The sequence below is a fragment of the Belnapia sp. genome, from assembly GCF_059504005.1.
The window spans coordinates 31,984-54,626 of sequence record NZ_JCACHU010000139.1 but is presented as its reverse complement, the minus strand read 5'-3'; the positions used below and the strand labels follow the sequence as shown (position 1 = coordinate 54,626).

The window sequence follows — 22,643 nt, the reverse complement described above, 5'->3', positions numbered from 1 at the left end:
TCCTCTGCCGTCCGTTCCTATCTGGTCCCGCCGGCCGCGAGACCAAGCTCCGCCAGCACGGCCTCGGTATGCTCGCCGAGCGCCGGCGCCGGCACGCTCCAGGGCCCGAGCCCCGGCAGCCTGGGGAAGGGCAGGGTGCCGAGCCCCGGCTGGTCCAGCGGCACCGCGGCGCCGACCGCCTGCACATGCGGGTCCGCCAGCCAGTCGAGCGGCGTGTTGACGAGGTCGCAGAGCATCCGCGCCCCTTGGTAGCGCGCCACCCACTCGGCGGCGGGCCGGCGGGTGAAGGCCCCGCGCAGCAGCGGCAGCAGCGCCTCCCGGTGCTCCGCCCGGGCGGCGAAGCTGGCGAAGCGCGGGTCCGCCGCCGCCTCCGGCAACCCGGCGATCTCGCAGAGCGTGGCGAATTCCGGCTCCCGCAGCATCGCCACCATGAACCAGCGCCCGTCGCTGCCCTGATAGGTCCCCGAGGGGACATTGGCGAGCGGCGGCACCCGCCCGAGCAGCCCCTGCTCGGCGACGTTGAAGGCCATCAGCGCCGCCGCCGCCTGCATCAGCGAGACGTCGAGAACCCGCCGCCGCGGCGCCGCCGCCGCCACCCGGTCCCGCGCCTGCTCGGCCAGCGCCGCCTGCACCGCGGCGAAGGCGGAGATGCCGGTGACCATGTCGACCGTCATCAGGTTGCCGGTGCGGTGCGGCACGCCATCCATGCCGATATTGAGCGAGACCATCCCGGAATAGGCCTGCGCCACGCTGTCCGTGCAGGGCCGCTCGGAATGCGGCCCCTGCTGCCCGAAGCCGGAGATGGAGAGGAAGACGACATCGGCCTTGCCCGCCTCCGGCACCACGCCGATCCGCCGCGCGACGCCGGGGCGGAAGGCCTCCAGCATCACATCGGCCCTGGCCGCCAGGGCCTTGAAGGCCGCGCGGGCCCGCTCCTCCTGCAGGTCGAGCACCACGCTCCGCTTGCCGCGGTTGAAGGCGACATGCATGGCGCTCTGCGTGCCCTCCCGGGTCGAGAGGCCGCGGGACCAGTCGCCAGCCGGCGGCTCCACCTTCACCACCTCCGCCCCGCAGGCGGCGAGCAGCGTCGCGCAATAGGGCCCGGCGATCCCCTGGCTGGCATCCAGCACGAAGAGCCCCTGGTAAGGCTGCATGGCGTTTCCTCCCGCGTCGCTGCGCCCTATCCTGCCCGGAACCACGGATGAGGGAAGGGGCGCGCATGCGGATCACGCGGAGGGCGGCGCTCGGCCTGCTGGCCACGCCCGGGCTGGCGCGGGCCGAGGACTGGCCCGCCCGTCCGGTCCGCTTCGTCATCCCCTATCCGCCGGGCGGGCCGACCGACATCCTCGGCCGCGTCGTCACCACCCGCCTGGCAGGGGAGCTCCGCCAGCCGATGGTGGTCGAGAACCGCGCCGGCGCCTCCGGCGTCATCGGCTCCGAGGCGGTGGCCCGCGCCGCGCCGGATGGCGCGACCTTCCTGGTCAACGCCTCCATCCACCTCATCATCCCGCACCTGAACCCCTCGATGCCCTTCGACGCGTTGGCCGACTTCACCCCGGTGACCAACATCGCCATGGTGCCGCTCGTCGCGGTGGTGAACCCGGGCCTGCCGGTCAGGACCATCCCGGAGCTGATCGCCTACCTCAAGGCGAACCCCGGCCGCGTCTCCTACGCCTCCTCCGGCAACGGCTCCGCGCTGCATCTCGCCGGCGAGATGTTCAAGCTGATGACCGGGACGGAGATGGTCCATGTCCCCTATCGCGGCGCCGGCCCCGCGGTGCAGGACCTGATCGCCGGCACCATCCAGCTGATGTTCGACAGCATCCCGAGCAGCGCCGCCGCCGTCCGCGCCGGCCTGCTGCGCCCGCTGGCGGTGACCACGGCGAGCCGCATCGCCGCCTATCCGGAGCTGCCGACCGTCGCCGAGGCCGGCCTCCCCGGCTTCGAGATCGCCACCTGGTACGCCATCTGGGGCCCGCCCCGCCTGCCGCCCGCCATCGCCCTCCGCCTGCAGGGGGCCGTCGCCGCCGCCCTCCAGGCGCCGGAGGTGCGGGAGCGGCTGGCGGCCCTCGGCGCCGACCCGGTGGCCGACAGCCCGGACGCCTTCGCCGCCTTCTGCCGGCGCGAGTACGACCGCTGGGGCCGCCTGGTCCGCGATGCCAATGTGAGGATCGACTGATGCGCGCCGTCGTCTGCGAATCCTGGCGCGAATTCGACGCGCTGGAGCTGAGGGAAATCCCCCCGCCGCCGATGCGCCCCGGCGGCGTCCGCATCCGCGTCGAGGCCGCCGGCGTCTCCTTCGCGACGCAGCTCGTCGTCGCCGGCAGGTACCAGCGGAAGCCCCCTTTGCCCTTCACCCCGGGGACGGAGATCGCGGGGACGGTGACCGAGAGCGCGCCGGACGTGGCGGAGCCGCTGCGCCCCGGCACCCGCGTCTTCGCCGTGCTCGACTGGGGCGGCATGGCGGAGGAGGCGGTGGCGGATGCCATCCACGTCACCGCCATCCCCGATGGCCTGCCGCTCGAGCCGGCGGTCGCCATGCCCATCAGCTACCCGACCGCCGCCGGTGCCCTGATGTGGCGGGCGAGGCTCGCCCCCGGCCAATGGGTGCTGGTCCATGGCGCCGCGGCCGGCGTCGGCCTCGCAGGCGTCGAGGTGGCCCGCGCCCTCGGCGCCCGCGTCATCGCCCGCTGCGGGGCGGCGAAGCGCGGCGTGCCGCTCGGCCGCGGCGCCGACCTCGTCCTCGACAGCGCCGAGCCCTTCCGCGACGCCGTCCTCGCGGCGACCGGCGGCACCGGCGTCGCTGCCGTGCTCGACACGCTCGGCGGCCCGGTCTTCGACGAGGGGCTCCGCTGCCTCGGCGATGGCGGCACGTTGGTCACCATCGGCTTCGCCGCCGGCGGCATCCCGCAGCTGCCGGTGAACCTGCTGCTGCTGAAGAACATCGCCGTCGCCGGGCTCAACTGGGGCACCTATGTCGGCTGGTCCCCCGGCGACAACCGCCAGCTCCACGCCCCCCGCGCCCGCGCCCTCTGGGGCCAGCTCGTCCGATGGTGGGGCGAGGGCAAGCTGCGCCCGGAGGTGCATGCCGCCTTCCCCCTGGCCCAGTTCCGCGAGGCCATGGAGGAGGTGCGGGGCCGCCGCGCCAGCGGCCGGGTGGTACTGCGCCCGCACGCGGCGTAGAACCACCTGCATGAGCGAGACCAGCGCGCCGAAGCCGAAGCCCGACCCGCGCCTCACCGCCGCCATCGTCGCCAGCGCGCTCTTCATGCAGAATCTCGACAGTGCGGCGGTGACGACGGCGCTGCCCGCCATGGCCGCCGATCTGGGGGTGGAGCCCGCCCGGCTCGGCGTCGCCATCACCTCCTACCTCGTGGCGCTCACCGTCTTCATCCCCGTCTCCGGCTGGGTCGCCGACCGGTTCGGCGCCAAGCGCGTCTTCATGGCGGCGATCGTCATCTTCACCCTTGCCTCGGTCCTGTGCAGCCGCGCTGCCGGCGTGCCGGAGATGATCGCCGCTCGCGTCTTCCAGGGCTTCGGCGGCGCGATGATGGTCCCCGTCGCCCGCCTCCTCCTGCTCCGCCAGGTGCGGAAGGAGGAGATGCTGAGCGCCATGGCCTGGCTGACCATGCCGGCCATGATCGGCCCGATCAGCGGTCCGCCCCTGGGCGGCTTCCTGACCGACGCCTTCGGCTGGCAATCCGTCTTCCTGATCAATGTCCCGATCGGGGTGCTCGGCCTCGCCCTCGTCGCCTGGAAGATCGAGGACGTCCCGCCCGGCGACCCCGGCCCGCCCGACGTCGTCGGCCTGGTGCTGATCGGCCTCGCCCTCGCCCTCTTCATGTTCGGCCTCGAGACCGTCGGCCGCGGGGTCGTCACCGACGGCGTACCCGAGGCCTCGCTCGTGCTCGGCCTGATGTTCGGCTGGGCCGCCATCCGCCATTGCCGCCAGGCGAAGCGCCCGGCCATCGACCTCTCCCTGCTGCGCATCCGCACCTTCAGCCAGGGGGTGATGGTCGGCAGCCTGTTCCGCATCGGTGCCGGGGCGACGCCCTTCCTCGTGCCGATGCTGCTCCAGGTCGGCTTCGGCAAGACCGCCTCGGCGGCCGGCCTCGTTTCCTTCGCAACGGCCCTCGGGGCGCTTGCGATGAAGCCGCTCGCCCGGCCGATCCTCCGCCGCTTCGGCTTCCGCACCGTGCTGATCGCGACCTCGGTGCTGGCCGCCGCCGGCATCGCCGTCGCCGCGCTCTTCACCCCCGCCTGGCCGCTCTCGGCGATCTTCGTCCTGCTGGCGCTCGGCGGGCTGTTCCGCAGCCTTCAGTTCACCGCGCTGAACACCCTCTCCTTCGCCGACATCCCCGGCCCCCGCCTCTCGGCCGCCACCAGCTTCTCGGGCACGGCGCAGCAGCTGGCCCCCGCCCTCGGCGTGGTCCTGGCGACGACGAGCCTCGAGGTCAGCAAGTCCCTGGCCGGCCGCCACCTGGCGACGGTCCCGGACTTCGCGGTCGCCTTCGTCATCTCCGCGCTGGTGGTGCTCGCCGCCTGCCCCTTCTTCCTGCGCCTGGCGCCGGATGCAGGAGAGGAGGTCAGCGGCCACCACTTGGTCACCGCCAAGCGCGCCCCGGCCGAATAGTCAGTCGACGATGAAGAGCTTCGCCCCTGTGCGGGTCGAGGAGCGATGCGCCGCATCGCCGAAATCGGAGACCTGGTAGCTCATCCCCGGCCGCAGCACGAAGCGCCGCCCGTCCCTGAGCTCCGTCTCCAGCTCGCCCTCGAGCACGTAGAGCACATGCCCCCGGTCGCACCAGTGATCGGCCAGGTAGCCCGGCGAATAGTCCACCTGCCGCACCCGGAGGTCGCCGATCTCGATCGTGCGCCAGGTCGCCTCGCCCGTCTCGCCGGGATGGCGCGTCTCGGCCACGCCCGCCCAGTCGGTCACGGTGAAGGGGAGGGCAGGGATCCTCATTCCGCCGGCGCCGCCGCGATCGGCGCCTGCCGCCGCTTCAGCGTCAGCCGCCGCGCCAGCCCGTCGAAGCCGAGATAGAGCACCGGCGTGACGAAGAGCGTCAGCACCTGCGACACGGCAAGCCCGCCGACCACCGCGAGGCCGAGCGGCTGCCGCAGCTCCGCCGCCGCGCCCCATCCGGCCGCGATCGGCACCGCGCCGGCGCCGGCCGCCAGCGTCGTCATCAGGATCGGCCGGAACCGCACGAGGCAGGCCTCCCTGACGGAGGCGAAGGCCGTCGCCCCCGCCCGCTGCCGCTGCAGGGCGACGTCGACGATCATGATGGCGTTCTTCTTGACCAAGCCAATCAGCAGCAGCACGCCGATCACCGCGATCACCGACAGGTCGAGCCCGAAGGCGTAGAGCGTGAGGAACGCCCCGAGCGCCGCCGCCGGCAGGCCGGAGAGGATGGTGAGCGGATGGATCAGGCTCTCATACAGCACGCCGAGCACCAGGTAGACGATGGCGATCGCCGCCAGCACCAGCGCGCCCTGGCCGGCCAGCGCCTCCTGGAAGACCTGCGCCGCGCCGCTGAAGCCGGTGACGATGGTGGGCGGCATCCCCACCTCCCGCTCCGCCGCGCGGATGGCGTTCACCGCCTCGCCGAGCGCCACGCCCGGCGGCGTGTTGAAGCCGATGACCACCGCCGGCAGCTGCCCCTGGTGCGAGACGTTGAGCGGCCCCGACTTCCGCTCGATGCTGGCGACCGCCGAGAGCGGCACCAGCCGCCCGGTATTGGAGCGGATATAGAGCTTGGCCAGCCCCGTCTCGTCCCGCTGGTCCTCCGGCAGCGCCTCGAGGATCACCTGATAGGCATTCGCCTGCCCGTAGAGCGTCGAGATCTGCCGCGCCCCGAAGGCCGAGAACAGCGCCTGCCGCACCGCATCCACCGAGACGCCGAGCGAGGTCGCCCGGTCCCGGTTGACGTTCACCTGCACGACGGGGCTGTCGATCTGCAGATCGGTGTTCACGTCCTGCAGCAGCGGAATCTTGAGCAGCTGCTGCTCCATCCGCTGCGCCCAGTCATAGAGCTCGTCGAGCCTGAGCCCCTGGAGCGAGTAGAGATAGAGCGTGCGCGTCTGGCGGGAGCCGAAATTGAGGTTCTGGATCGGCTGCACGAAGACCCTGAGCCCCGGGATCTGGCTCGTCTCCCGCCGGAGCTGCTGAATGACCTGGACGATGCCCGGCCGCTGGTCCGCCGGCTTCAGCTCGACGAAGAGCCGGCCCTGGTTGATCGAGATGGAGCCGCCCGCCGCGCCGATATTGGAGACGACATTGGCCACCGCCGGATTCTGCCGGAGCTTCTGCGAGAGCTGGTTCTGCATCTCCACCATGGCCGCGTAGGAGGCCCCGCGCGGCCCCTCGGTGTTGATGCTGAGCAGCCCGGTATCCTCGATCGGGAAGAAGCCCTTCGGGATGACGACCGCCATGTAGCCCGCCGCCCCGAGCGAGGCGAAGAAGGCGATCCAGACGAGGAAGCGGAAGCGCAGCGCGAAGTCGAGCATCGCGCCGTAGCACCGCTCGATGAGGCTCAGCATCTGCTCCAGCGCCCGCTCCACGAGGCCGGGATGCGAATGCGCCGGCAGCCGGGAGGCCATCAGCGGCGTCAGCGTCAGCGAGACGATGCAGGAGGCGATGACCGAGAGCGAGACGGTGGCCGCGAAGGCGTTGAACACCCGGCCCACCACGCCCCCCATCAGCAGGATCGGCAGGAAGACCGCGACCAGGGAAAGGGTGATCGACAGCACGGTGAAGCCGATCTCCCGCGAGCCCTTGATGGCAGCCGGGATGGGCGCCATCCCCTCCTCGATATGGCGCATGATCGCCTCGAGCACGACGATCGCGTCATCGACGACGAGGCCGACGGCGATGGTCAGCCCGAGCAGCGTCACGTTGTCGATGCCGTAGCCCATCAGATACATCAGCCCGAAGGCGACGCAGAGGCTGATCGGCACGGCGATGGTCGGGATCAGGGTCGCGCTCAGCTTGCGGAGGAAGATGAAGCAGACCAGCACCACCAGCCCGATGGCGATGGCGAGGCTCTCCTGCACGTCATGCACCGCGGCCCGGATCGAGAGCGAGCGGTCCAGCATGATGTTGATCTTCGCGCCCGGCGGCAGCGCCGCCTCCAGCGCCGGGAGGCTGGCCTTCACCCCGTCGACCACGTCGACGGTATTCGCATCCGGCTGCCGCAGCACCGCGAGCACCAGCGCCCGGTCGTCGTTCCGCCAGGCCGCGATGCGCTCATTCGCCACCCCGTCGGCGACCTGGGCGATCTCGTTGAGCCGCACCGGCGAGTTCGGCTTGCCGGCGACGACGAGGTTGCCGAAGGCCGCCGCATCCTGCGGCTGGTCGTTGGCGCGGAGCGTCAGCTGCTGGCGCTGCCCGTTCATCAGCCCGACGGGCGTCGCCGAATTGGCCTGGGCGATGGCCTGCTGCATCGTGTCGAAGGCGAGCCCCATGGCCGCGATCCGGTCCGGGTCGAGCCGGATGCGCACGGCATAGAGCTGCTCGCCATAGGTCTGCACCTGCGCCACGCCCGGCACGCGGGAGAGCGCGGGGCTGATGATCGTGCTGACCAGGTCGTTGAGGTAGTAGAGCGGCTTGTCGCCGCCGGAGACGGTCAGCAGCACCACCGGCGCGTCCGCCGGGTTCACCTTGCGGTAGTTGGGCGGCACCAGCATGTCGACCGGCAGCCGCCGCTGGGCCCGGGTCAGCGCTGCCTGCACATCCTGCGCCGCCGCGTCGATGTCCTTCGTCAGCACGAACTGCACGGTGATCTGCGTCGTGTCCTGCCCGTTGATCGAGCTCATGGTATCGACGCCCGCGATGGTCGACAGCTCACGCTCGATCGGCAGGGCGACGCTGGTCGCCATGGTCTCGGGGCTGGCGCCCGGGAAGTTGGCGAAGATGGTGATGACGGGGAAGTCGACCCGCGGCACGGCCGCCACCGGCAGCCGCGTATAGGCGATGATGCCGGCAATGATCGCGGCGATCGACAGCAGCCCGGTCATCACCGGGCGGCGGATGCAGAGTTCTGAGATGTTCATCCTGCCCGGTGCCCCTGCCGCCTACTGGACGCTGGAGACGCGCTGCGGCGCGGCATTGCGCTCCACTGCCCGCGTGCCCTCGGTGACGCGCTGCGCCCCGTCGACGATCACCTTCTCGCCCGGCTGCAGCTGGCCGGTGACGACGGCGCGGTCGCCCGCCACCCGCACCAGCGTCACGTCGCGCCGCCTCGCCGTGTTGTCGGGCGCGAGCACGAAGACGAAGCGGCCGGTCTGCCCGGTCTGCACCGCAGGCCCGGCGACCGTGATCGCATCCGGCTCGACGCGCGGCGAGATCCTGACCTGGACGTACTGCCCCGGCCAGAGCCGGAGCTCGGCATTGTCGAAGCGGGCCTTGAGCAGGATCGTCCCCGTCGTCGTATCGACCGCGCTGTCGACGAAGACGAGCCTGCCCTCCGCCGGGGGCGCGGTGTCGCCCTCCGGCCGCACCGCGACCCGCGGCGGGTCCCGCAGCATCGCCGCCTGCACCTCCGGCAGCCAGCGCTCGGGGATGGCGAACTGCACCAGGATCGGATCCATCTGGGTCAGCGTCGTGATGGCGGTGTTCTCCGCCTGGCGGACGAAATTGCCGGCGCGCAGCGGGATGGCGCCGAGCCGGCCGTCGATCTCGGCGACGATGGTCGCATACTCGATGCCGAGGCGGGTCTGCTGCATCAGCGCCTCGGTCGCGCGGGCATTGGCCGCCGCGGCCAGCGCGTCCGCCTGCGCCTGCTCGAAGCGCTGCTGCGAGGCGAAGCTCTCGCCGCGCAGCGACTGGTAGCGCACCGCATCTGCCTGGGCGCGGGATTGCTGCGCCCGGTTGCTGGCCAGCTGCGCCTCCTGCTGCGCCAGCAGCGCCTGGGCCTGCCGCGAGTCGAGGGTGAAGAGCGGCTGCCCCCGCCGCACCATCTGCCCTTCGGTCACATGCACCCGCTCGATCTGCCCATCCACCCGGGTGCGGATGGTGATGACCGATTCCGAGGCGACGATGCCATTCGCCAGGATCTCGACCGGCACCGGCCCCACTTGCACCGGGTCGGTGGTGACGGGCACGGCGCCGCCCTGCTGGGCCAGCGCCGCCCCCGCTGGCAGGAGGGCCAGCAGGGTCACGAAGGCGAGGCGCCGCAGGCGCGGCAGGTGGCGTCGCGTCATCCGTCTCGTTTCTCCCAGGGCCGCAAGCACGGCCGGCAGCCATCCGGCAGGGCAGTGCGGCGTCTCATATACGCCGGATTGCCTCCGCCCCCACGAAGTCCTGACAGGAAATGGATGCCGAGGCGTTACAGGCAAGGCACCCGAAGCGACCTGAATCCAAGCAACCATCATGCCACGGAGGCGGAACGGCTGCGACTCGCAACGGTTCCGGCATTCATCAACAGTTTCATCCCGATGACGGCTGGGGCATGCCATGGTCGAGGCTGCTCCGGCTTTTGGGATGCCTTCCGCATGCGCCTGCTTCTGCTGCTCCTCGGGCTGCTCTGCCTCCCGCCCGGCCTCCGCGCCCAGGGCTTCGACCTGCCCGGCGTCTCCGCCGATGCCGAGGCGTGGCAGCGCGACCTCACCCGCCGCTTCCCGGCCGGCGCCACGCCGCAGCAGCGCGGCGCGGCGGAGCAGCGCGCCGCCCAGGCCGAGCGCAGCGGCAACTGGCCCGCCGCCGCCCAGGCCTGGGAAGAGCGCATCGCCGGCGGCGACCCGAGGCCGGAGCATTGGCTCGCCCTCGCCCGCGCCCATCTCCAGAAGGCGCCGCCCGACTCGGCCCGCGCGCTCCAAGCCGCCTGGATGAATTTCCAGAGCGTCGCCGCCGGCGAGCCCGAGATCCCGTCGCTGCTGCTCATGGCCGAGGCCCTGCAGCGGCTGGATCGCCCGGCGCAGCAGCTCCAGGCGCTGAACGCCGTCCTTGAGCGCGCTCCAAACGACCCCCGCTACCGCCAGATGCTGGCCGATGCCCGCCGCGCCGCCGGCCTCCTCGTCGCCCGCGTCAACACCGAGCCCGAGGCGGAGCCCGCCCGCGCCTGCCTCGCCTTCACCGTCCCGCCCGCGCGCCGCACCGACTGGCAGCCGGGGGACTGGGTGCGGACCGAGCCCGCCATCCCCGGCCTCGCCGTGACGCGGGAGGGAGACCGGCTCTGCATCCTCGGCCTGCCGAACGGCGCCACCACGCGGGTGCTGCTCCGCGCCGGCCTGCCCGGCGAGGAGGGCCAGCGCCTCGCCCGCGATGCGGAGCTGCGCATCGCCATGCCCAACCGGGCGGCCAGCATCATCTTCGATTCCAGCGGATTCCTGCTGCCGCGCGGCCAGGCGCCGCGCATCGGCTTCAGCACCATGAACCTCTCGGCGCTCAGCCTCCGGGTGGTGCGGGTGACGGAGCGCAACCTCGTCCCCTTCGGCCGCAGCTGGAGCCCGGGGAGTGCCCTCGACAGCTGGACGGCGGAGGAAATCCCCGACACCTGGGGCCGCACCGTCTGGGAAGGCCGGGTCGAGCTGCCCCGCTTCGAGGCCAACCGCCTCCAGCGCCAGATCATCCCCCTGCCGGAGGCCCTCCGCGCCGCCGGCCCCGGCCTCTACACGCTGGTGGTCAAGCCCGCCGACGGCAGCCGCGCCCGCGCCGCCGGCCTGCCCATCATGGTGACGGATCTCGGCATCACCGCCTGGCGCAGCCCGCAGGGGCTCGCGGCGCAGGTGAGGGGCCTCGGCGCCGGCCAGCCGCGGCCCGGCACCCAGGTCCGCCTGCTCGCCGGCAACAACGACATCCTGGGCGAGGCCGAGACCGGGCCGGACGGCCTCGTCCGCTTCGCCGCCCCCTTGCTGCGCGGCACCGGCCCGATGGCGCCCAAGGCGCTGCAGGCCGTGCGCGGCGACGACCTGGTCCAGCTCGACCTCGACAGCGCCGCCTTCGACCTTTCCGACCGCGGCGCGACGGGGGCCGAGCATCCCGGCGCCATCGACGCCTTCGCCTGGCTCGACCGCGGCATCTACCGCCCGGGCGAGACGGTGCAGGCCGCGGCCCTCATCCGCGACGGGGGCGGCGCCCCGCTCGACCTGCCCGCCCGCTTCCGCCTCCGCCGCCCGAACGGCAGCGTCTATGCCGAGGCGGTTCCCAACCGCACGCCGGGTGCGGCCATCCTCTGGCCCATCCCGATCGGCAGCAGCGCCCCGGCCGGCGTGTGGACGCTGGAAGTCCTCGCCGACCCCAACGACCCACCCATCGGCCGCGCCGAGTTCCGCGTCGATGCCTTCGTCCCCGAGCGGCTGGAGGTGAAGGCCGGCCCCGCAGCCGGCCCCCTCATCCCCGGCCAGGTGCTGAACCTCCCCATCAACGCCCGCTTTCTCTACGGCGCGCCCGCCGCTGGCCTGACGGGCAGCGCGGAGCTTCGCCTCCAGGCCCTCCGCTCGCCCTTCCCGCAGCACAAGGACTACCTCTTCGGCCTGGTCGACGAGCAATTCGCCCCCGACCTCATCCCCTTCGACATCGAGGCGCTGGACGACCAGGGCCGCGGCAGCCTCGCCCTCTCCCTGCCGCGCGCGCCGGACACCACGCGCCCGCTGCAGGCCGAGCTCTCGGTCTCCATCGACGAGCCGGGCGGCCGCGCCTCCCGCACCTCGCTGACCCTGGCGGTGCGCGGCCCAGGGCGGATGATCGGCGTCAAGCCGCTCTTCGCCGACCTCGCCATCGATGCCGGCGCCGAGGCAGCTTTCGAGGTAGTCGCCCTCGACCCGGAGGCGCGGCCCGTCGCCGCTCGCCTCCGCGCCCGGCTGGTGCGCGAGCGCCCGGACTGGCGCATCGTCACCCGCGGCGGTACTCCCCGCTACGAGACGGTCTGGCGCGACGAGCCTGTGGACAGCGCCGACCTTGCCGTGCCGGCCTCCGCCCCCGCCCGCTTCGCCCGCCGCCTGCCCTTCGGCCGCTACCGGCTGGAAGTGGCGGAGCCGGGCGGCATGGCCATCACCTCCATCCGCTTCCGCTCCGGCTGGGCCGGTGGCGAGACGCCGGAGGTGCCCGACAAGGTCGACGTCGCCGCCGACCGCCGCGCCTATGCGCCCGGCGAGACGGCGCGCATCCGCATCACCCCGCCCTTCTCCGGCCCGGCCAGCCTCGCGGTGCTGACCGGCCGCCTGGTCTCGATCCGCGAGATCCAGCTCGCCGAGGGCGGGACGGAGGTGGAGGTGCCGGTCGATGCCGCCTGGGGCGCCGGCGCCTATGTCACGGTGACAGCCTTCCGCCCCGGCGAGACCCGCCAAGGGCAGCCCGGCCGTGCCCTCGGCCTCGCCTGGGTGCAGGTCGATCCCGGCTCGCGCCGCATCGAGGTCTCGATCGACACGCCCGAGCGCATCACCCCCCGCCAGAGCCTCGCCATCCCCATCAAGCTCGCCAATGCGGGGGAGGGGGCCACCCTCACCCTCGCCGCCGTGGACGAGGGCATCCTCCGCCTGACCCGCTTCGAGAGCCCGGACCCGGTCCCGCACTTCATGGGCCGCCGCCGCCTCGCCGTCGACATCCGCGACGACTACGGCCGCCTCATCCCGCCCGCCGAGGGCGAGCTCGCCGTCCTCCGTCAGGGCGGCGACGAATTCTCGGTCGGCGCCATCGACATCCCGCAGCGCACCGTCGCCCTCTTCTCCGGCCCCGTCGCCGTGGCCCCCGACGGCAGCGCGACGGTCACGCTCGACATCCCCGACTTCGCCGGGGAGCTGCGGCTGATGGCCGTCGCCTGGGCCGGCAACCGCATCGGCGCCGCGAGCAAGCCGCTGACCGTGCGCGACCCGGTGATCGCCGAGGCGCTGCTGCCCCGCTTCCTCGCCCCCGGCGACGAGGCGCGGCTGCCCGTCCTCCTCAGCAATCTCGACCTGCCGGAGGGCGAGGTGACGGCAACCCTCTCCGCCGAGGGCGCCATCGCCCTCGCCGGGCCGGAGCGCCTGACGGCCCGCCTCGCCGCCGGCGCCCGCGCGCTGCCGACGAGCACGCTCCGCGCCACCGGCGCCGGCCAGGGCGTGCTGCGCCTCACCGTCGCCGGCCCCGGCGGCTTCACCGCCAGCCGCGAATCCCGCATGACCATCCGCTCCTCCCGCCCCGTCACCACCGAGGTCCAGGCGCAGGAGATCCCCGCCAACCAGGAGCGCCCGCTGGCGCTGGCCGCCGAGCGCTGGCTCCCCGGCACCTGGCGCGCGGCGGCGAGCTTCGGCGGCCCGACGCGCTACGACGCCGGCGGCATGCTGAAGCTGCTGGAGAGCTACCCCTTCGCCTGCCTTGAGCAATCCTCCTCCCAGCTCCTCGCCTTCGCCGCCGGCCAAGTGGACGGGCTGGCGGGCGAGGAGCGCGCCGCCCGCCTGCAGCGCGCCGTCGAATGGGTGCTGAACAAGCAGCGCTTCGATGGCGGCTTCGGCCTCTGGTCCGCCCAGGGCGAGATCCAGTACTGGACCGGCGCCTACGCGACCGAGGCCCTGCTGCGCGCCCGCGCCGCCGGCGCCGCGGTGCCCGAGGCCGCGCTCGAGGATGCGCTGAAGGCCATTGCCGAGCAGGCCGAGGACGTCTCGGCCGACAACCCGGAGGAGCGCGCCGCCCAGGCCTACCGCCTCTACGTGCTGTCGCTCGCCAGCCGCCCCCGGCTCGGCGCCGCCCGCCGCCTGCTGGAGGATCTCGACCAGCTGCCGACGCCGCTCGCCAAGGCCCAGCTCGGCGCCGCCTTCGCCCGGGCCGGCGACCGCCCGCGCGCCGAGGCCGCCTTCGCTGCCGCGCTGGCGACGCCGGCCCGCCGCGCCTGGGCCTATGACTACGGCAGCGCAGCCCGTGATGCCCTGGCGCTGGCTGCCCTGCTGAAGGAAAGCGGCTTGCTGCCCGAGCGCCTCTCGGCCCTGCAGGGCACGCTGCCCGGGCCGGAGCTCACGCCGCAATCCGCCAATACCCAGGAACAGGCCTGGGGCGTCACCGCCGCCGCCGCCCTCGGCCGTGACGGCCGCCCGGTGCGCGTCGCCGTCAACGGCACGCCGCAGGCCCCGGCGCCGATCCTCGCCGTCGCGCTCCAGGCGCCGGGCGTGGCGCGCAACCTCTCCGACGCGCCGGTCTGGGCCAGCCTCTCCGTCACCGGCATCCCGGCCCAGCCGGCGCCGGCCGGGCGGGCGGGCATGCGCATCGCCCGCCGCTTCTTCGACCTCGCCGGCCAGCCGCTGAACCTCGACACGCTGAAGCAGAACACCGTCTTCGTCCTGCTGCTGGAAGGCCGGGCCGAGACGAGGGAGGCGCATCGCGCCATCCTCCAGCAAGGCCTGCCGGCGGGCTGGGAGATCGTCGGCCGCCTCTCGGCCGGCGAGGTCGCGGGCATGCCCTGGCTTGGCACCCTCACCGAGACGGCGGCGACCCCCGCCCTCGATGACCGCCTGGCCGCCGCCCTCGACCTGACGCCGGAGGCGCCCGACTTCCGCATCGCCGTCCGCCTCCGCGCGGTCACCGCCGGGCGGTTCGAGCTGCCCGGCGCCCAGGTCGAGGACATGTACCGGCCGCAGGTCTTCGCCCGGCAGAATACCGGGCGGATCGCGGTGCTACCGGCCGAGTGATGCGGCGCTGGCTCGCCGCGCTGGCGCTGCTGGCGGGCGGGGCCTGGGCGCTCGACCGCGCCTTCCCGCCCGACCTGTCCCGCCTCGAGGCGGTCGGGCAGGAGGTGCTGGCCCGCGACGGCCGCACCCTCTCGACCCTTCCGGCCCCGGGCGGCACCTGGCGCCTAGCGACCTCCACCGCCGATGTCCCGCCCCACCTGATCGACCTGCTGGTTACCGCGGAGGACCGCCGCTTCCGCTGGCATCCCGGCGTCGATCCCCTGGCCCTGGCCCGCGCCGGCCTGCAATGGGCGCGCGCCGGCCGCATCCTCTCCGGCAGCTCGACACTCACCATGCAGGCCGCCCGCCTGCTGGAGCCGCGCCCGCGGACGCTCCGCAGCAAGGCGATCGAGGTCCTTCGCGCCCTCCAGCTCGAGGCCCGCTTCTCGAAGAACGAGATCCTCGGCATCTGGCTAACCCTGGCGCCGATGGGCGGCAATATCGAGGGCGTCCGCGCTGGCTCGCTCGCCTGGTTCGGCCGCCCCTCCCGCCGCCTCGACCCGGCCGAGGCCGCCCTTCTCGTCGCCATCCCCCGCCGGCCGGAGGCAACGCGCCCCGATCGCCATCCGGAGCGCGCCCGCCTCGCCCGCAATGCCCTGCTGACGGCGCGCGCCGCCGGCGCCCCCGGCATCACCCCGGCCGATACCGACTACGCCCTCGCCACGCCGGTCCCCGTCGCCCGCCAGCCCATGCCGCGCCTCGCCCCGCACCTGGTGCGCGAGCTGGCCCGCGGCGACCCGGCCCACCGCATCCCGAGCACCATCGACCTCCCCCTCCAGCGCGCGGTGGAGGAGGTGGCGGCGACGGCCCTCGCCGGCCTGCCGGAGCGCGCCTCCCTCGCCATCCTGGTCGCCGAGATCGGCACGCATGAGATCCGTGCCCTCCATGGCGGCGCCTTCGGGGCGGAGAGGCGGGCGGGCGCGCTCGACCTCACCCGCGCCGTGCGCTCGCCGGGCTCGGCGCTGAAGCCGGTGCTCTATGCGCTGACCTTCGAGGCCGGCATCGCCGCGCCCGACACGCTGCTCGCCGACCTGCCGCGCCGCTTCGGCAGCTATGCGCCGGAGAATTTCGACGGCGGCTTCGCCGGCCGCATCACCGTCGCTGATGCGCTCCGGCATTCGCTGAACCTCCCTGCCGTCGCGCTGCTCAGCGAGCTCGGCCCGCTCCGCTTCGCAACCGCCCTGAAGGCAGCCGGCGCCACGCCGCGCCTGCCGCCGGGGGCCGACCCCTCCCTGCCGCTCGCCCTCGGCGGCCTCGGCGTGACGCTGCGGGAGATGGCCGGGCTCTACGCCACGCTCGGCAGCGGCGGCGAGGCGGCGCCCCTTCGACCGCAGCCGGGGCCCGACCCCATCCCGCGCCGCGTCCTCGACCCGCGCGCCGCCGGCCTCGCCGCCGCCATCCTGGTCAATCCCTTCCCCGGCGGCGGCCCCCAGGGCATCGCCTGGAAGACGGGGACGAGCTGGGGCGGCCGCGATGCCTGGGCGATGGGCTTCGATGCCCGGCACGTCGCCGGCATCTGGGTCGGGCGGCCCGATGGCACGCCGCTGCCCGGCGCGACGGGCGCTCGCACCGCGCTTCCCCTGCTCGCCCGCATCTTCGAGCGCCTGCCGCCCGCGCCGCGCGGGGGCCTCCCTGTCCGCGCCGCCGCGCCCCCCATGGCGGAGATGCTGGACCGCCTCCGCCTCACCTTCCCCCCGCCCGGCGCCGTGCTGGAGGAGGGGGAGGGGCATGTCACCCTCCGCGCCACGGGTGGCCGCCGCCCCTTGACCTTCCTCGTCGATGGTCGCCCCCTGCCGGCCGAGCCGGCCAAGCGGGAGGCCGCCTGGGTGCCCGAAGGCCCCGGCTTCTACCGCGTGACGGTGCTGGATGCCGCCGGCAGCGCGGCGCGGGCGGAGGTGCGGGTGCGGTGACGGTGCTCTATATCGACGGCGATGCCTGCCCGGTGCGGGAGGAGGCCTTCCGCGTCGCGGCGCGCCTGAACCTGCTGGTGAAGGTCGTCTCCAACGGCAGCCGCCCCGTCCGCCCGCCCGGCCTGCCGAATGTGGAGATGGTGCTCGTCCCCGAGGGCGCCGACGCCGCCGACGATTGGATCGCCGAGCGCGCCACCCGCGGCGATGTCTGCATCACCGCCGACATCCCGCTCGCCGGCCGCTGCCTGGCGAAGGGTGCCCGCGCCCTGTCCTTCAAGGGCCGCCCCTGGACGACGGACAATATCGGCGGCGCGCTGGCGGGCCGGGCCATCTCGCAGGGCCTGCGCGACATGGGCCAGGTGACGGGCGGCCCGGCGCCGCTCACCAAGGCCGACCGCTCCCGCTTCCTCGCCGCGCTCGATGCCGAGATCGCCGCGGCCCGGCGCGACGCCGCCGCCCCGGCCTCACGCCCTTGGGTCTCCTTCGAATAAGGCTTACCGCCCCCGCGGCGTGCCCTCGACATGCGGCGCCGGCACGGGCGTGCCCGGCGGGGTGAGTTGGCGGGAGAGCGCGTTCAGGTCCTCCAGCTGCCGCCGCTCATGCTCCGGCGGCCCGCTGACGCCCGCAGCCCGCTGCTGCTGCTCGACCCGGCCGCGAAGGCCGGCCGTCGGGTTCTGGCTCTGCTGGCCCTGGCTCTGCTGGCCCTGACTCTGCTGCCCCTGATTCGATTGGCTCTGGTTCGACTGGCCCTGACCCTGCCCATTGCCGAAGCCCTGGTTCTGGCCCTGCTGCCCCTGCGCGTTGCCGAAGCTCCCGTTGCCCCGGCCCTGGCCGGCACTGCCCTGGCCCGCGCTGCCGCCGGCACTTCCGCCGGTCCCTCCGCTGCCGAGATTGGCATTGCCCTGCTGGTTGTTGCCGCGCTGCCCCATGCTCTGGCCCGGCGCCCCGGTCGTCCCGCCGCCCATGCCACCGCTCATGCCGGCACCGGCCGCCCCGCCGGCACCGCCCGCAGCCCCGCCGCCGCTCCCGCCTCCGCCACCGCCGCCGCCGCCCTGGGCGAAGGCCGCTGGGCCACCCAGCAGGGCCAGGCAAGCGCCGATGGCGATCCATCGGTTCCGGGGAGAGGTCACTGGCATAGGCTCGATCCTTGACCGCATCTCCGCCTCAACGCCGCTCCACGGCCCCCGTTCAGGAACAGCCGCGCCGGTCGAGCCTCTCCCGTGCGAGCCGGGCCGAGAACTGCGCCCGGTCGAGGCCGCGCCGGACTGCATCGAGGCTGTCCCCGGCCCGCGCCGCCTCGGCGAGCCCTTCCGCCTCCTGCGCGTGACCCGCCGCCTGCCCGCAGCCGCATTGCCCGAGCCGCCCCGCCGCCTCGCGGAGCGCCCCGGCCGCTTCCGCCGCCGCCGCCCGTCCCCCGAGCAGCGAGGGTGCCGCAACGCCCGCCCGCAGCGCCGCCTCCGCCCCGCGCAACGCCTCCAGCCCGAGCCCCATCCCGCAGCCGCTGCGCTGCGCCGCCGCCGGCCCGGCGAGCACCAGCAGAAGGACCAGCGGGATCACGCTCGCCAGCCGCACGCCGCCATCGCCTCGCGCATATGCGGCGGCACCGGCGCCGTGGCCGCCACCGGCGGGTCGAGCGGCAGGGCGATCGCCCGCGCCAGCAGATGCATCCGCCCCTCGCCCCCGCCATAGCGCCCGTCGCCGAGGATCGGGCAGCCGAGCTGCGCGCAATGCACCCGGATCTGATGCGTACGCCCCGTCCGCGGTGCCAGCTCCAGCCAGGCGATGCCCGGCCCGCGCCCCATCACCCGCCAGCCGGTCCGCGCCGGCTGCCCGGCCGGATCGACCGCCATCCACCAACCATCCCGGGCGGTGCTGCGCTTCAGCAGCGGCGCGTCGACCTCGCCCGCCTCGGCCTCCGGCCCGCCCCGCACCACCGCCCAATAGGTCTTGGATACGCGCCCCGCGGCAAACAGCGCCCCGAGCGCCGCCAGCGCCGGCTTCGTCCGCCCCAGCACCAGGCACCCGGCGGTGTCCTGGTCCAGCCGATGCGCCGGCTGCGGCATGCGCCGCTTGCCAAAGGCCAGCGCCGGCAGCCAGTCCTCGACCGAAGGCCCGCCACGCGGCCCGGCATGCACCGGAATCCCCGCCGGCTTGTCGAGGATCAGCACGGCCTCGTCGCGATGGAGCAGCCGCGCCGCCGGGTCGGTCAGACCTTGCCGTGGCAGTGCTTGTACTTCTTGCCGCTGCCGCAGGGGCAGGGGGCGTTGCGCGGCGTGCGGTCCCAGGTCGCCTGGTCCGAGGGGTTGACGCCCTCAGCCACCGGCGGCGGGGCGAGCAGCGGCGCCGGCTCGAAGCCGCCGCCCGCCATCGCCATCTCGCCCATGGCCGGCTCGGGGTGGCGCAGGTCCATCACCCGCACCGGCTCCGGCATCGGCGGCGGCGCGTTCGGCTGCAGTTCGAGGCGCATCAGCACGCTCGTCACCCGCTCGCGCATGTCGGCCAGCATGGCGTTGAAGAGGGCGAAGGCCTCCGACTTGTACTCGTTGAGCGGATCCCGCTGCCCATAGGCCCGCAGCCCGATGCCCTGGCGCAGGTGGTCGAGCGCCAGCAGGTGCTCCTTCCACACCGCGTCGAAGATCTGCAGCAGCAGCGACTTCTCGACGACGCGCATCAGGTCCGGCCCGATATTGGCGGCCTTGGCGGCATAGTGCTGCTCAGCCGCCGCCTCGATCCGCTCGCGGACCTGCGTCTCGTCGATGCCCTCCTCCTTGGCCCAGGCGACGACGGGCAGCTCGAGACCGAGCTGGTCGCGCACCTTGGCCTCGAGCCCCTCGACATCCCAACTCTCGGGATAGGCATTCTCCGGGATGGCGGCGGAGACCATCGCCTCGATGCATTCCCGCCGCATCTCGGCGACCGTCTCGACCACCTCGGGCGCCTGCATGAAGGCGCGGCGCTGGGCATAGACCTCGCGCCGCTGGTCGTTCATGACGTCGTCGTATTTCAGCAGGTTCTTGCGCGTGTCGAAGTTGCGCGCCTCGACCTTCTTCTGCGCCTTCTCGAGCGCCTTGTTGATCCAGGGGTGGACGATCGCCTCGCCCTCCTTCAGCCCCAGTTTCTGCAGCATCCCGCCCATGCGGTCGCTGCCGAAGATGCGCATCAGGTCGTCCTCGAGCGAGAGGAAGAAGTGGCTCGCCCCCGGGTCGCCCTGCCGGCCCGAGCGGCCGCGCAGCTGGTTGTCGATGCGCCGGCTCTCATGCCGCTCCGTGCCGATGACGAAGAGCCCGCCGGCCGCCTTGGCCTTGGCCCGCGCCTCCTCGACCTCGGCCTTGTGCCGCGCCAGCGCCGCCTCGTAGTCCGGCCCCTCGGTGGCACCCGTCTCCTGCCGCGCCAGCATCTCGGCATTGCCACCGAGCTGGATGTCCGTGCCGCGCCCCGCCATGTTGGTGGCGATGGTGACGGAGCCCGGCCGCCCGGCCTGGGCGATGATCGTCGCCTCCTGCTCGTGGTAGCGCGCGTTCAGCACGTTGTGCGGGATGTCGCGCTTCTTCAGCAGCGCGTCGATCAGCTCCGATTTCTCGATGCTGGTGGTGCCGACCAGGCAGGGCTGGCCGCGCGTCCGCGCCTCGTCGATCAGCTTGATCACCGCCTCGTACTTCTCGGTGGCCGACCGGTAGACCTCGTCGTCGCTGTCGCGCCTAGCCACCGGCACGTTGGTCGGAATCTCGACCACCTCGAGCTTGTAGATCTCGGCAAATTCGTCCGCCTCAGTCGAGGCCGTGCCGGTCATGCCGGAGAGCTTCGGGTAGAGGCGGAAGTAGTTCTGGAAGGTGATGGAGGCGAGGGTCTGGTTCTCCGGCTGGACGGTGACGTGCTCCTTCGCCTCCAGCGCCTGGTGCAGCCCGTCCGAGTAGCGCCGCCCCTCCATCATGCGCCCGGTGAACTCGTCGATGATGACGACCTTGTCGTCGCGCACGATGTAGTCCACGTCGCGGGCGAAGAGCACATGCGCCCGCAGCGACTGGTTCACGTGGTGGACCAGCGTGACGTTGTGGAAGTCGTAGAGGTTGCCCTCCTCCAGCAGCTCCGCCTCGCCCAGCATCCGCTCGACGCGCTCGGACCCCTCCTCGGTGAGGTTCGCCGTCCGCTGCTTCTCGTCCTTGTCGAAGGTGGCGGTGTCCTCGACCAGCCGCTTCACCACCTCGTCCACCCGGCGGTACAGGTCGGAGCTGTCGTCCGACGGTCCGCTGATGATGAGCGGCGTCCGCGCCTCGTCGATCAGGATGCTGTCCACCTCGTCGACGATCGCATAGTTGAAGTCGCGCTGGACCATCTCCTCCAGCCGGTACTTCATGTTGTCGCGCAGGTAGTCGAAGCCGAATTCGTTGTTCGTGCCGTAGGTCACGTCGGCCGCATAGGCCGCGCGCCGCTCCTCGTCGTTCAGCCCGTGGACGATCACGCCGGTCGAGAGGCCGAGGAAGCGGTAGAGCCGCCCCATCCACTCGCTGTCGCGCTTCGCCAGGTAGTCGTTCACGGTGACGACATGGACGCCCTTGCCCGACAAGGCATTGAGGTAGACCGGCAGGGTGGCGACCAGCGTCTTGCCCTCGCCGGTCTTCATCTCGGCGATCTTGCCCTCGTGCAGCACCATGCCGCCGATCAGCTGCACGTCGAAATGCCGGAGGCCGAGCACCCGCTTCGCCGCCTCCCGCACCGTGGCGAAGGCCGCCGGCATCAGCGAATCGAGCTCCTCGCCGCGGGCGAGCCGCTCGCGGAACTCGGCGGTCTTGGCCTGGAGCGCCGCATCCGACAGGGCGGCGATGGCGGGCTCCAGCGCGTTGACCTCCGGCACGCGGGCCTGGAGGCGCTTCAGCGCCCGGTCGTTGGTGGTGCCGAACAGGGCGCGGGCGATGCGGGCGAACATGCGGACCTGGTGTCTCCGGGATGGCGCGGGGTGGCCGCGCGGGCCTCGGCGGTGGCGTGGCTCCAGGGGCCGCCGGATGGGGCCGAGGCCGAGGCCTCGGGCAGCGTCCTTGGTACGACCTTGGGGCGCGACCCCGGCGCGCGGAACAGATAGGCAAGCGGCGCGTCCAGGTCAACGCTGGCGCGCTTGCCCCCCCATCCCGCATCCGGCATTGTCCGCCGCCTTTCCGGAGCCCCCCTGCCGCATGACCTTCCGCCCCTTCCTCCCGGCCACCCTGCTTCTGCCCGTCGCCGCGCTCGCCCAGCCGGCCCCACAGGCGGAAGACCCGGTCCTCGCCCGGGTGGACGGCAGCCCGGTCCGGCTTTCGGATGTGATGGCGACCGCCCAGGACGTGCTGCCGCCCGAGATGCGCGCCATGCCCGGCCCCGCCTTGATGCAGATGCTCCCCCCCGAGGTCGTCCGCCAGCTCGTCGACCGCGCCATCACCGAGCGCGTGCTGACCAACGCCGCCCGCACGGCCGGCCTCGACAAGGATGCCGAGGTGCAGCGCCGCATCCGCCGCGCCGAGGAGCAGGAGCTGCAGCAGGCCTACCTCTCCCGCGAGGTGACGCCGGCCGTCACCGACGCCGCCATCCGCGCCCGCTACGACCAGGAGGCCGGCCGCCGCCAGGGCGAGGAGGAGGTCCATGCCCGCCACATCCTCGTCCAGACCGAGGCCGAGGCGAAGGCGGTGATCGCCGAGCTCGCCGGCGGCGCCGACTTCGCCGATGTGGCCAAGCGCCGGTCCAAGGATCCGGGTGCCCAGAACGGCGGCGACCTCGGCTTCTTCAAGCGCGGCGACATGGTCCCCGAATTCGCCGAGGCCGCCTTCGGCCTCCAGGCCGGCCAGGTGACGCCGGCCCCGGTCCGTACCTCCTTCGGCTGGCATGTCATCAAGGCGGAGGAGCGCCGCTCCGCCCCGGTCCCGGGCTTCGAGGAGACGCGCAACCAACTCCGCCAGAAGATGCTGGAGGAGCAGGTGCAGCAAGTGGTCGCCCGCGCCCGCGACGCCGCCAAGGTGGAGCGGATGGACCAGCCCGCCCCCTCCATGCTGGATAATGCGGCGCCTCCCGCAGCCTCGCCGCCCGCCGCCGCGCCGGCCCGCCCGCAACCCCAACGCCGCTGAGGGAAAG

15 protein-coding genes are annotated in these 22,643 nt (G+C 73.5%); 7 read left to right on the top strand and 8 right to left on the bottom strand.

Annotated elements, in window-relative coordinates; genetic code table 11:
* Positions 1-17 precede the first annotated feature (17 nt).
* Entirely contained in the window at positions 18-1,154 is a 1,137-nt protein-coding gene (locus AC5JJ1_RS19315) for a CaiB/BaiF CoA transferase family protein (RefSeq protein WP_495786738.1), read from the bottom strand.
* Between the two features lie 65 nt (positions 1,155-1,219).
* Between AC5JJ1_RS19315 and AC5JJ1_RS19310 the strand changes: the two genes are divergently transcribed.
* From AC5JJ1_RS19310 to AC5JJ1_RS19300, 3 genes are read left to right on the top strand one after another with little or no spacing between them, the layout of a single operon-like run.
* Positions 1,220-2,179: a Bug family tripartite tricarboxylate transporter substrate binding protein gene (locus tag AC5JJ1_RS19310; protein ID WP_495786737.1), complete on the top strand. Its 960-nt coding sequence runs from the start codon at positions 1,220-1,222 to the stop codon at positions 2,177-2,179.
* Positions 2,179-3,183: an NADPH:quinone oxidoreductase family protein gene (locus AC5JJ1_RS19305; RefSeq protein WP_495786736.1), complete on the top strand. Its 1,005-nt coding sequence runs from the start codon at positions 2,179-2,181 to the stop codon at positions 3,181-3,183. Before AC5JJ1_RS19310 ends, AC5JJ1_RS19305 begins: the two co-directional genes overlap by 1 nt.
* Positions 3,184-3,193: 10 nt before the next feature.
* Positions 3,194-4,633 (top strand): MDR family MFS transporter, encoded by a 1,440-nt coding sequence (locus AC5JJ1_RS19300; protein ID WP_495786735.1) that lies wholly within the window; start codon positions 3,194-3,196, stop codon positions 4,631-4,633.
* Here AC5JJ1_RS19300 and AC5JJ1_RS19295 read toward each other — a convergent pair whose 3' ends face one another.
* Genes AC5JJ1_RS19295 through AC5JJ1_RS19285 form a run of 3 tightly spaced genes read right to left on the bottom strand, consistent with a single transcriptional unit; the run spans position 4,634 to position 9,204 of the window.
* Positions 4,634-4,966: a DHCW motif cupin fold protein gene (locus AC5JJ1_RS19295; RefSeq protein WP_495786734.1), complete on the bottom strand. Its 333-nt coding sequence runs from the start codon at positions 4,964-4,966 to the stop codon at positions 4,634-4,636.
* On the bottom strand, positions 4,963-8,055 hold the full coding sequence (locus tag AC5JJ1_RS19290; RefSeq protein ID WP_495786733.1) for an efflux RND transporter permease subunit: 3,093 nt from the start codon (positions 8,053-8,055) through the stop codon (positions 4,963-4,965). Before AC5JJ1_RS19290 ends, AC5JJ1_RS19295 begins: the two co-directional genes overlap by 4 nt.
* Before the next feature lie 21 nt (positions 8,056-8,076).
* On the bottom strand, positions 8,077-9,204 hold the full coding sequence (locus tag AC5JJ1_RS19285) for an efflux RND transporter periplasmic adaptor subunit (protein WP_495786732.1): 1,128 nt from the start codon (positions 9,202-9,204) through the stop codon (positions 8,077-8,079).
* 291 nt (positions 9,205-9,495) lie between these two features.
* On the opposite strand from AC5JJ1_RS19285, the gene AC5JJ1_RS19280 reads away from it, so the two are divergent.
* From AC5JJ1_RS19280 to AC5JJ1_RS19270, 3 genes are read left to right on the top strand one after another with little or no spacing between them, the layout of a single operon-like run.
* Positions 9,496-14,598 (top strand): alpha-2-macroglobulin, encoded by a 5,103-nt coding sequence (locus tag AC5JJ1_RS19280; protein ID WP_495786731.1) that lies wholly within the window; start codon positions 9,496-9,498, stop codon positions 14,596-14,598.
* A complete protein-coding gene (pbpC, locus tag AC5JJ1_RS19275) occupies positions 14,598-16,547 on the top strand; it encodes a penicillin-binding protein 1C (RefSeq protein WP_495786730.1) in 1,950 nt (649 codons plus the stop codon). Before AC5JJ1_RS19280 ends, pbpC begins: the two co-directional genes overlap by 1 nt.
* Positions 16,544-17,038: a YaiI/YqxD family protein gene (locus AC5JJ1_RS19270; protein WP_495786729.1), complete on the top strand. Its 495-nt coding sequence runs from the start codon at positions 16,544-16,546 to the stop codon at positions 17,036-17,038. Before pbpC ends, AC5JJ1_RS19270 begins: the two co-directional genes overlap by 4 nt.
* A 3-nt stretch (positions 17,039-17,041) precedes the next feature.
* On the opposite strand, the gene AC5JJ1_RS19265 is transcribed toward AC5JJ1_RS19270, so the two are convergent.
* The 4 genes from AC5JJ1_RS19265 to secA are packed head-to-tail and all read right to left on the bottom strand — an operon-like array spanning position 17,042 to position 21,471.
* Positions 17,042-17,683, bottom strand: coding sequence for a hypothetical protein (locus AC5JJ1_RS19265; RefSeq protein ID WP_495786728.1), 642 nt, complete (start codon positions 17,681-17,683; stop codon positions 17,042-17,044).
* A gap of 52 nt (positions 17,684-17,735) precedes the next feature.
* The gene (locus AC5JJ1_RS19260; protein ID WP_495786727.1) at positions 17,736-18,119 is read right to left on the bottom strand and encodes a hypothetical protein; all 384 of its coding nucleotides are present in this window, start codon (positions 18,117-18,119) and stop codon (positions 17,736-17,738) included.
* Entirely contained in the window at positions 18,101-18,715 is a 615-nt protein-coding gene (locus tag AC5JJ1_RS19255) for an RluA family pseudouridine synthase (protein ID WP_495786726.1), read from the bottom strand. The genes AC5JJ1_RS19260 and AC5JJ1_RS19255 overlap by 19 nt, the downstream gene beginning before the upstream one ends.
* Positions 18,716-18,753: 38 nt before the next feature.
* A complete protein-coding gene (gene secA / locus AC5JJ1_RS19250; protein WP_495786725.1) occupies positions 18,754-21,471 on the bottom strand; it encodes a preprotein translocase subunit SecA in 2,718 nt (905 codons plus the stop codon).
* Between the two features lie 244 nt (positions 21,472-21,715).
* On the opposite strand from secA, the gene AC5JJ1_RS19245 reads away from it, so the two are divergent.
* Complete coding sequence (locus tag AC5JJ1_RS19245) at positions 21,716-22,636, top strand: peptidylprolyl isomerase (RefSeq protein ID WP_495786724.1); 921 nt, start codon at positions 21,716-21,718, stop codon at positions 22,634-22,636.
* The last annotated feature ends 7 nt before the right edge of the window (positions 22,637-22,643 follow it).

Bases quoted from the DNA above. Each gene is read 5' to 3' on its own strand.
- AC5JJ1_RS19315 (WP_495786738.1), bottom strand. From the start codon at position 1,154: ATGCAGCCTTACCAGGGGCTCTTCGTGCTGGATGCCAGCCAGGGGATC.
- AC5JJ1_RS19310 (WP_495786737.1), top strand. From the start codon at position 1,220: ATGCGGATCACGCGGAGGGCGGCGCTCGGCCTGCTGGCCACGCCCGGG.
- AC5JJ1_RS19305 (WP_495786736.1), top strand. From the start codon at position 2,179: ATGCGCGCCGTCGTCTGCGAATCCTGGCGCGAATTCGACGCGCTGGAG.
- AC5JJ1_RS19300 (WP_495786735.1), top strand. From the start codon at position 3,194: ATGAGCGAGACCAGCGCGCCGAAGCCGAAGCCCGACCCGCGCCTCACC.
- AC5JJ1_RS19295 (WP_495786734.1), bottom strand. From the start codon at position 4,966: ATGAGGATCCCTGCCCTCCCCTTCACCGTGACCGACTGGGCGGGCGTG.
- AC5JJ1_RS19290 (WP_495786733.1), bottom strand. From the start codon at position 8,055: ATGAACATCTCAGAACTCTGCATCCGCCGCCCGGTGATGACCGGGCTG.
- AC5JJ1_RS19285 (WP_495786732.1), bottom strand. From the start codon at position 9,204: ATGACGCGACGCCACCTGCCGCGCCTGCGGCGCCTCGCCTTCGTGACC.
- AC5JJ1_RS19280 (WP_495786731.1), top strand. From the start codon at position 9,496: ATGCGCCTGCTTCTGCTGCTCCTCGGGCTGCTCTGCCTCCCGCCCGGC.
- pbpC (WP_495786730.1), top strand. From the start codon at position 14,598: ATGCGGCGCTGGCTCGCCGCGCTGGCGCTGCTGGCGGGCGGGGCCTGG.
- AC5JJ1_RS19265 (WP_495786728.1), bottom strand. From the start codon at position 17,683: ATGCCAGTGACCTCTCCCCGGAACCGATGGATCGCCATCGGCGCTTGC.
- secA (WP_495786725.1), bottom strand. From the start codon at position 21,471: ATGTTCGCCCGCATCGCCCGCGCCCTGTTCGGCACCACCAACGACCGG.
- AC5JJ1_RS19245 (WP_495786724.1), top strand. From the start codon at position 21,716: ATGACCTTCCGCCCCTTCCTCCCGGCCACCCTGCTTCTGCCCGTCGCC.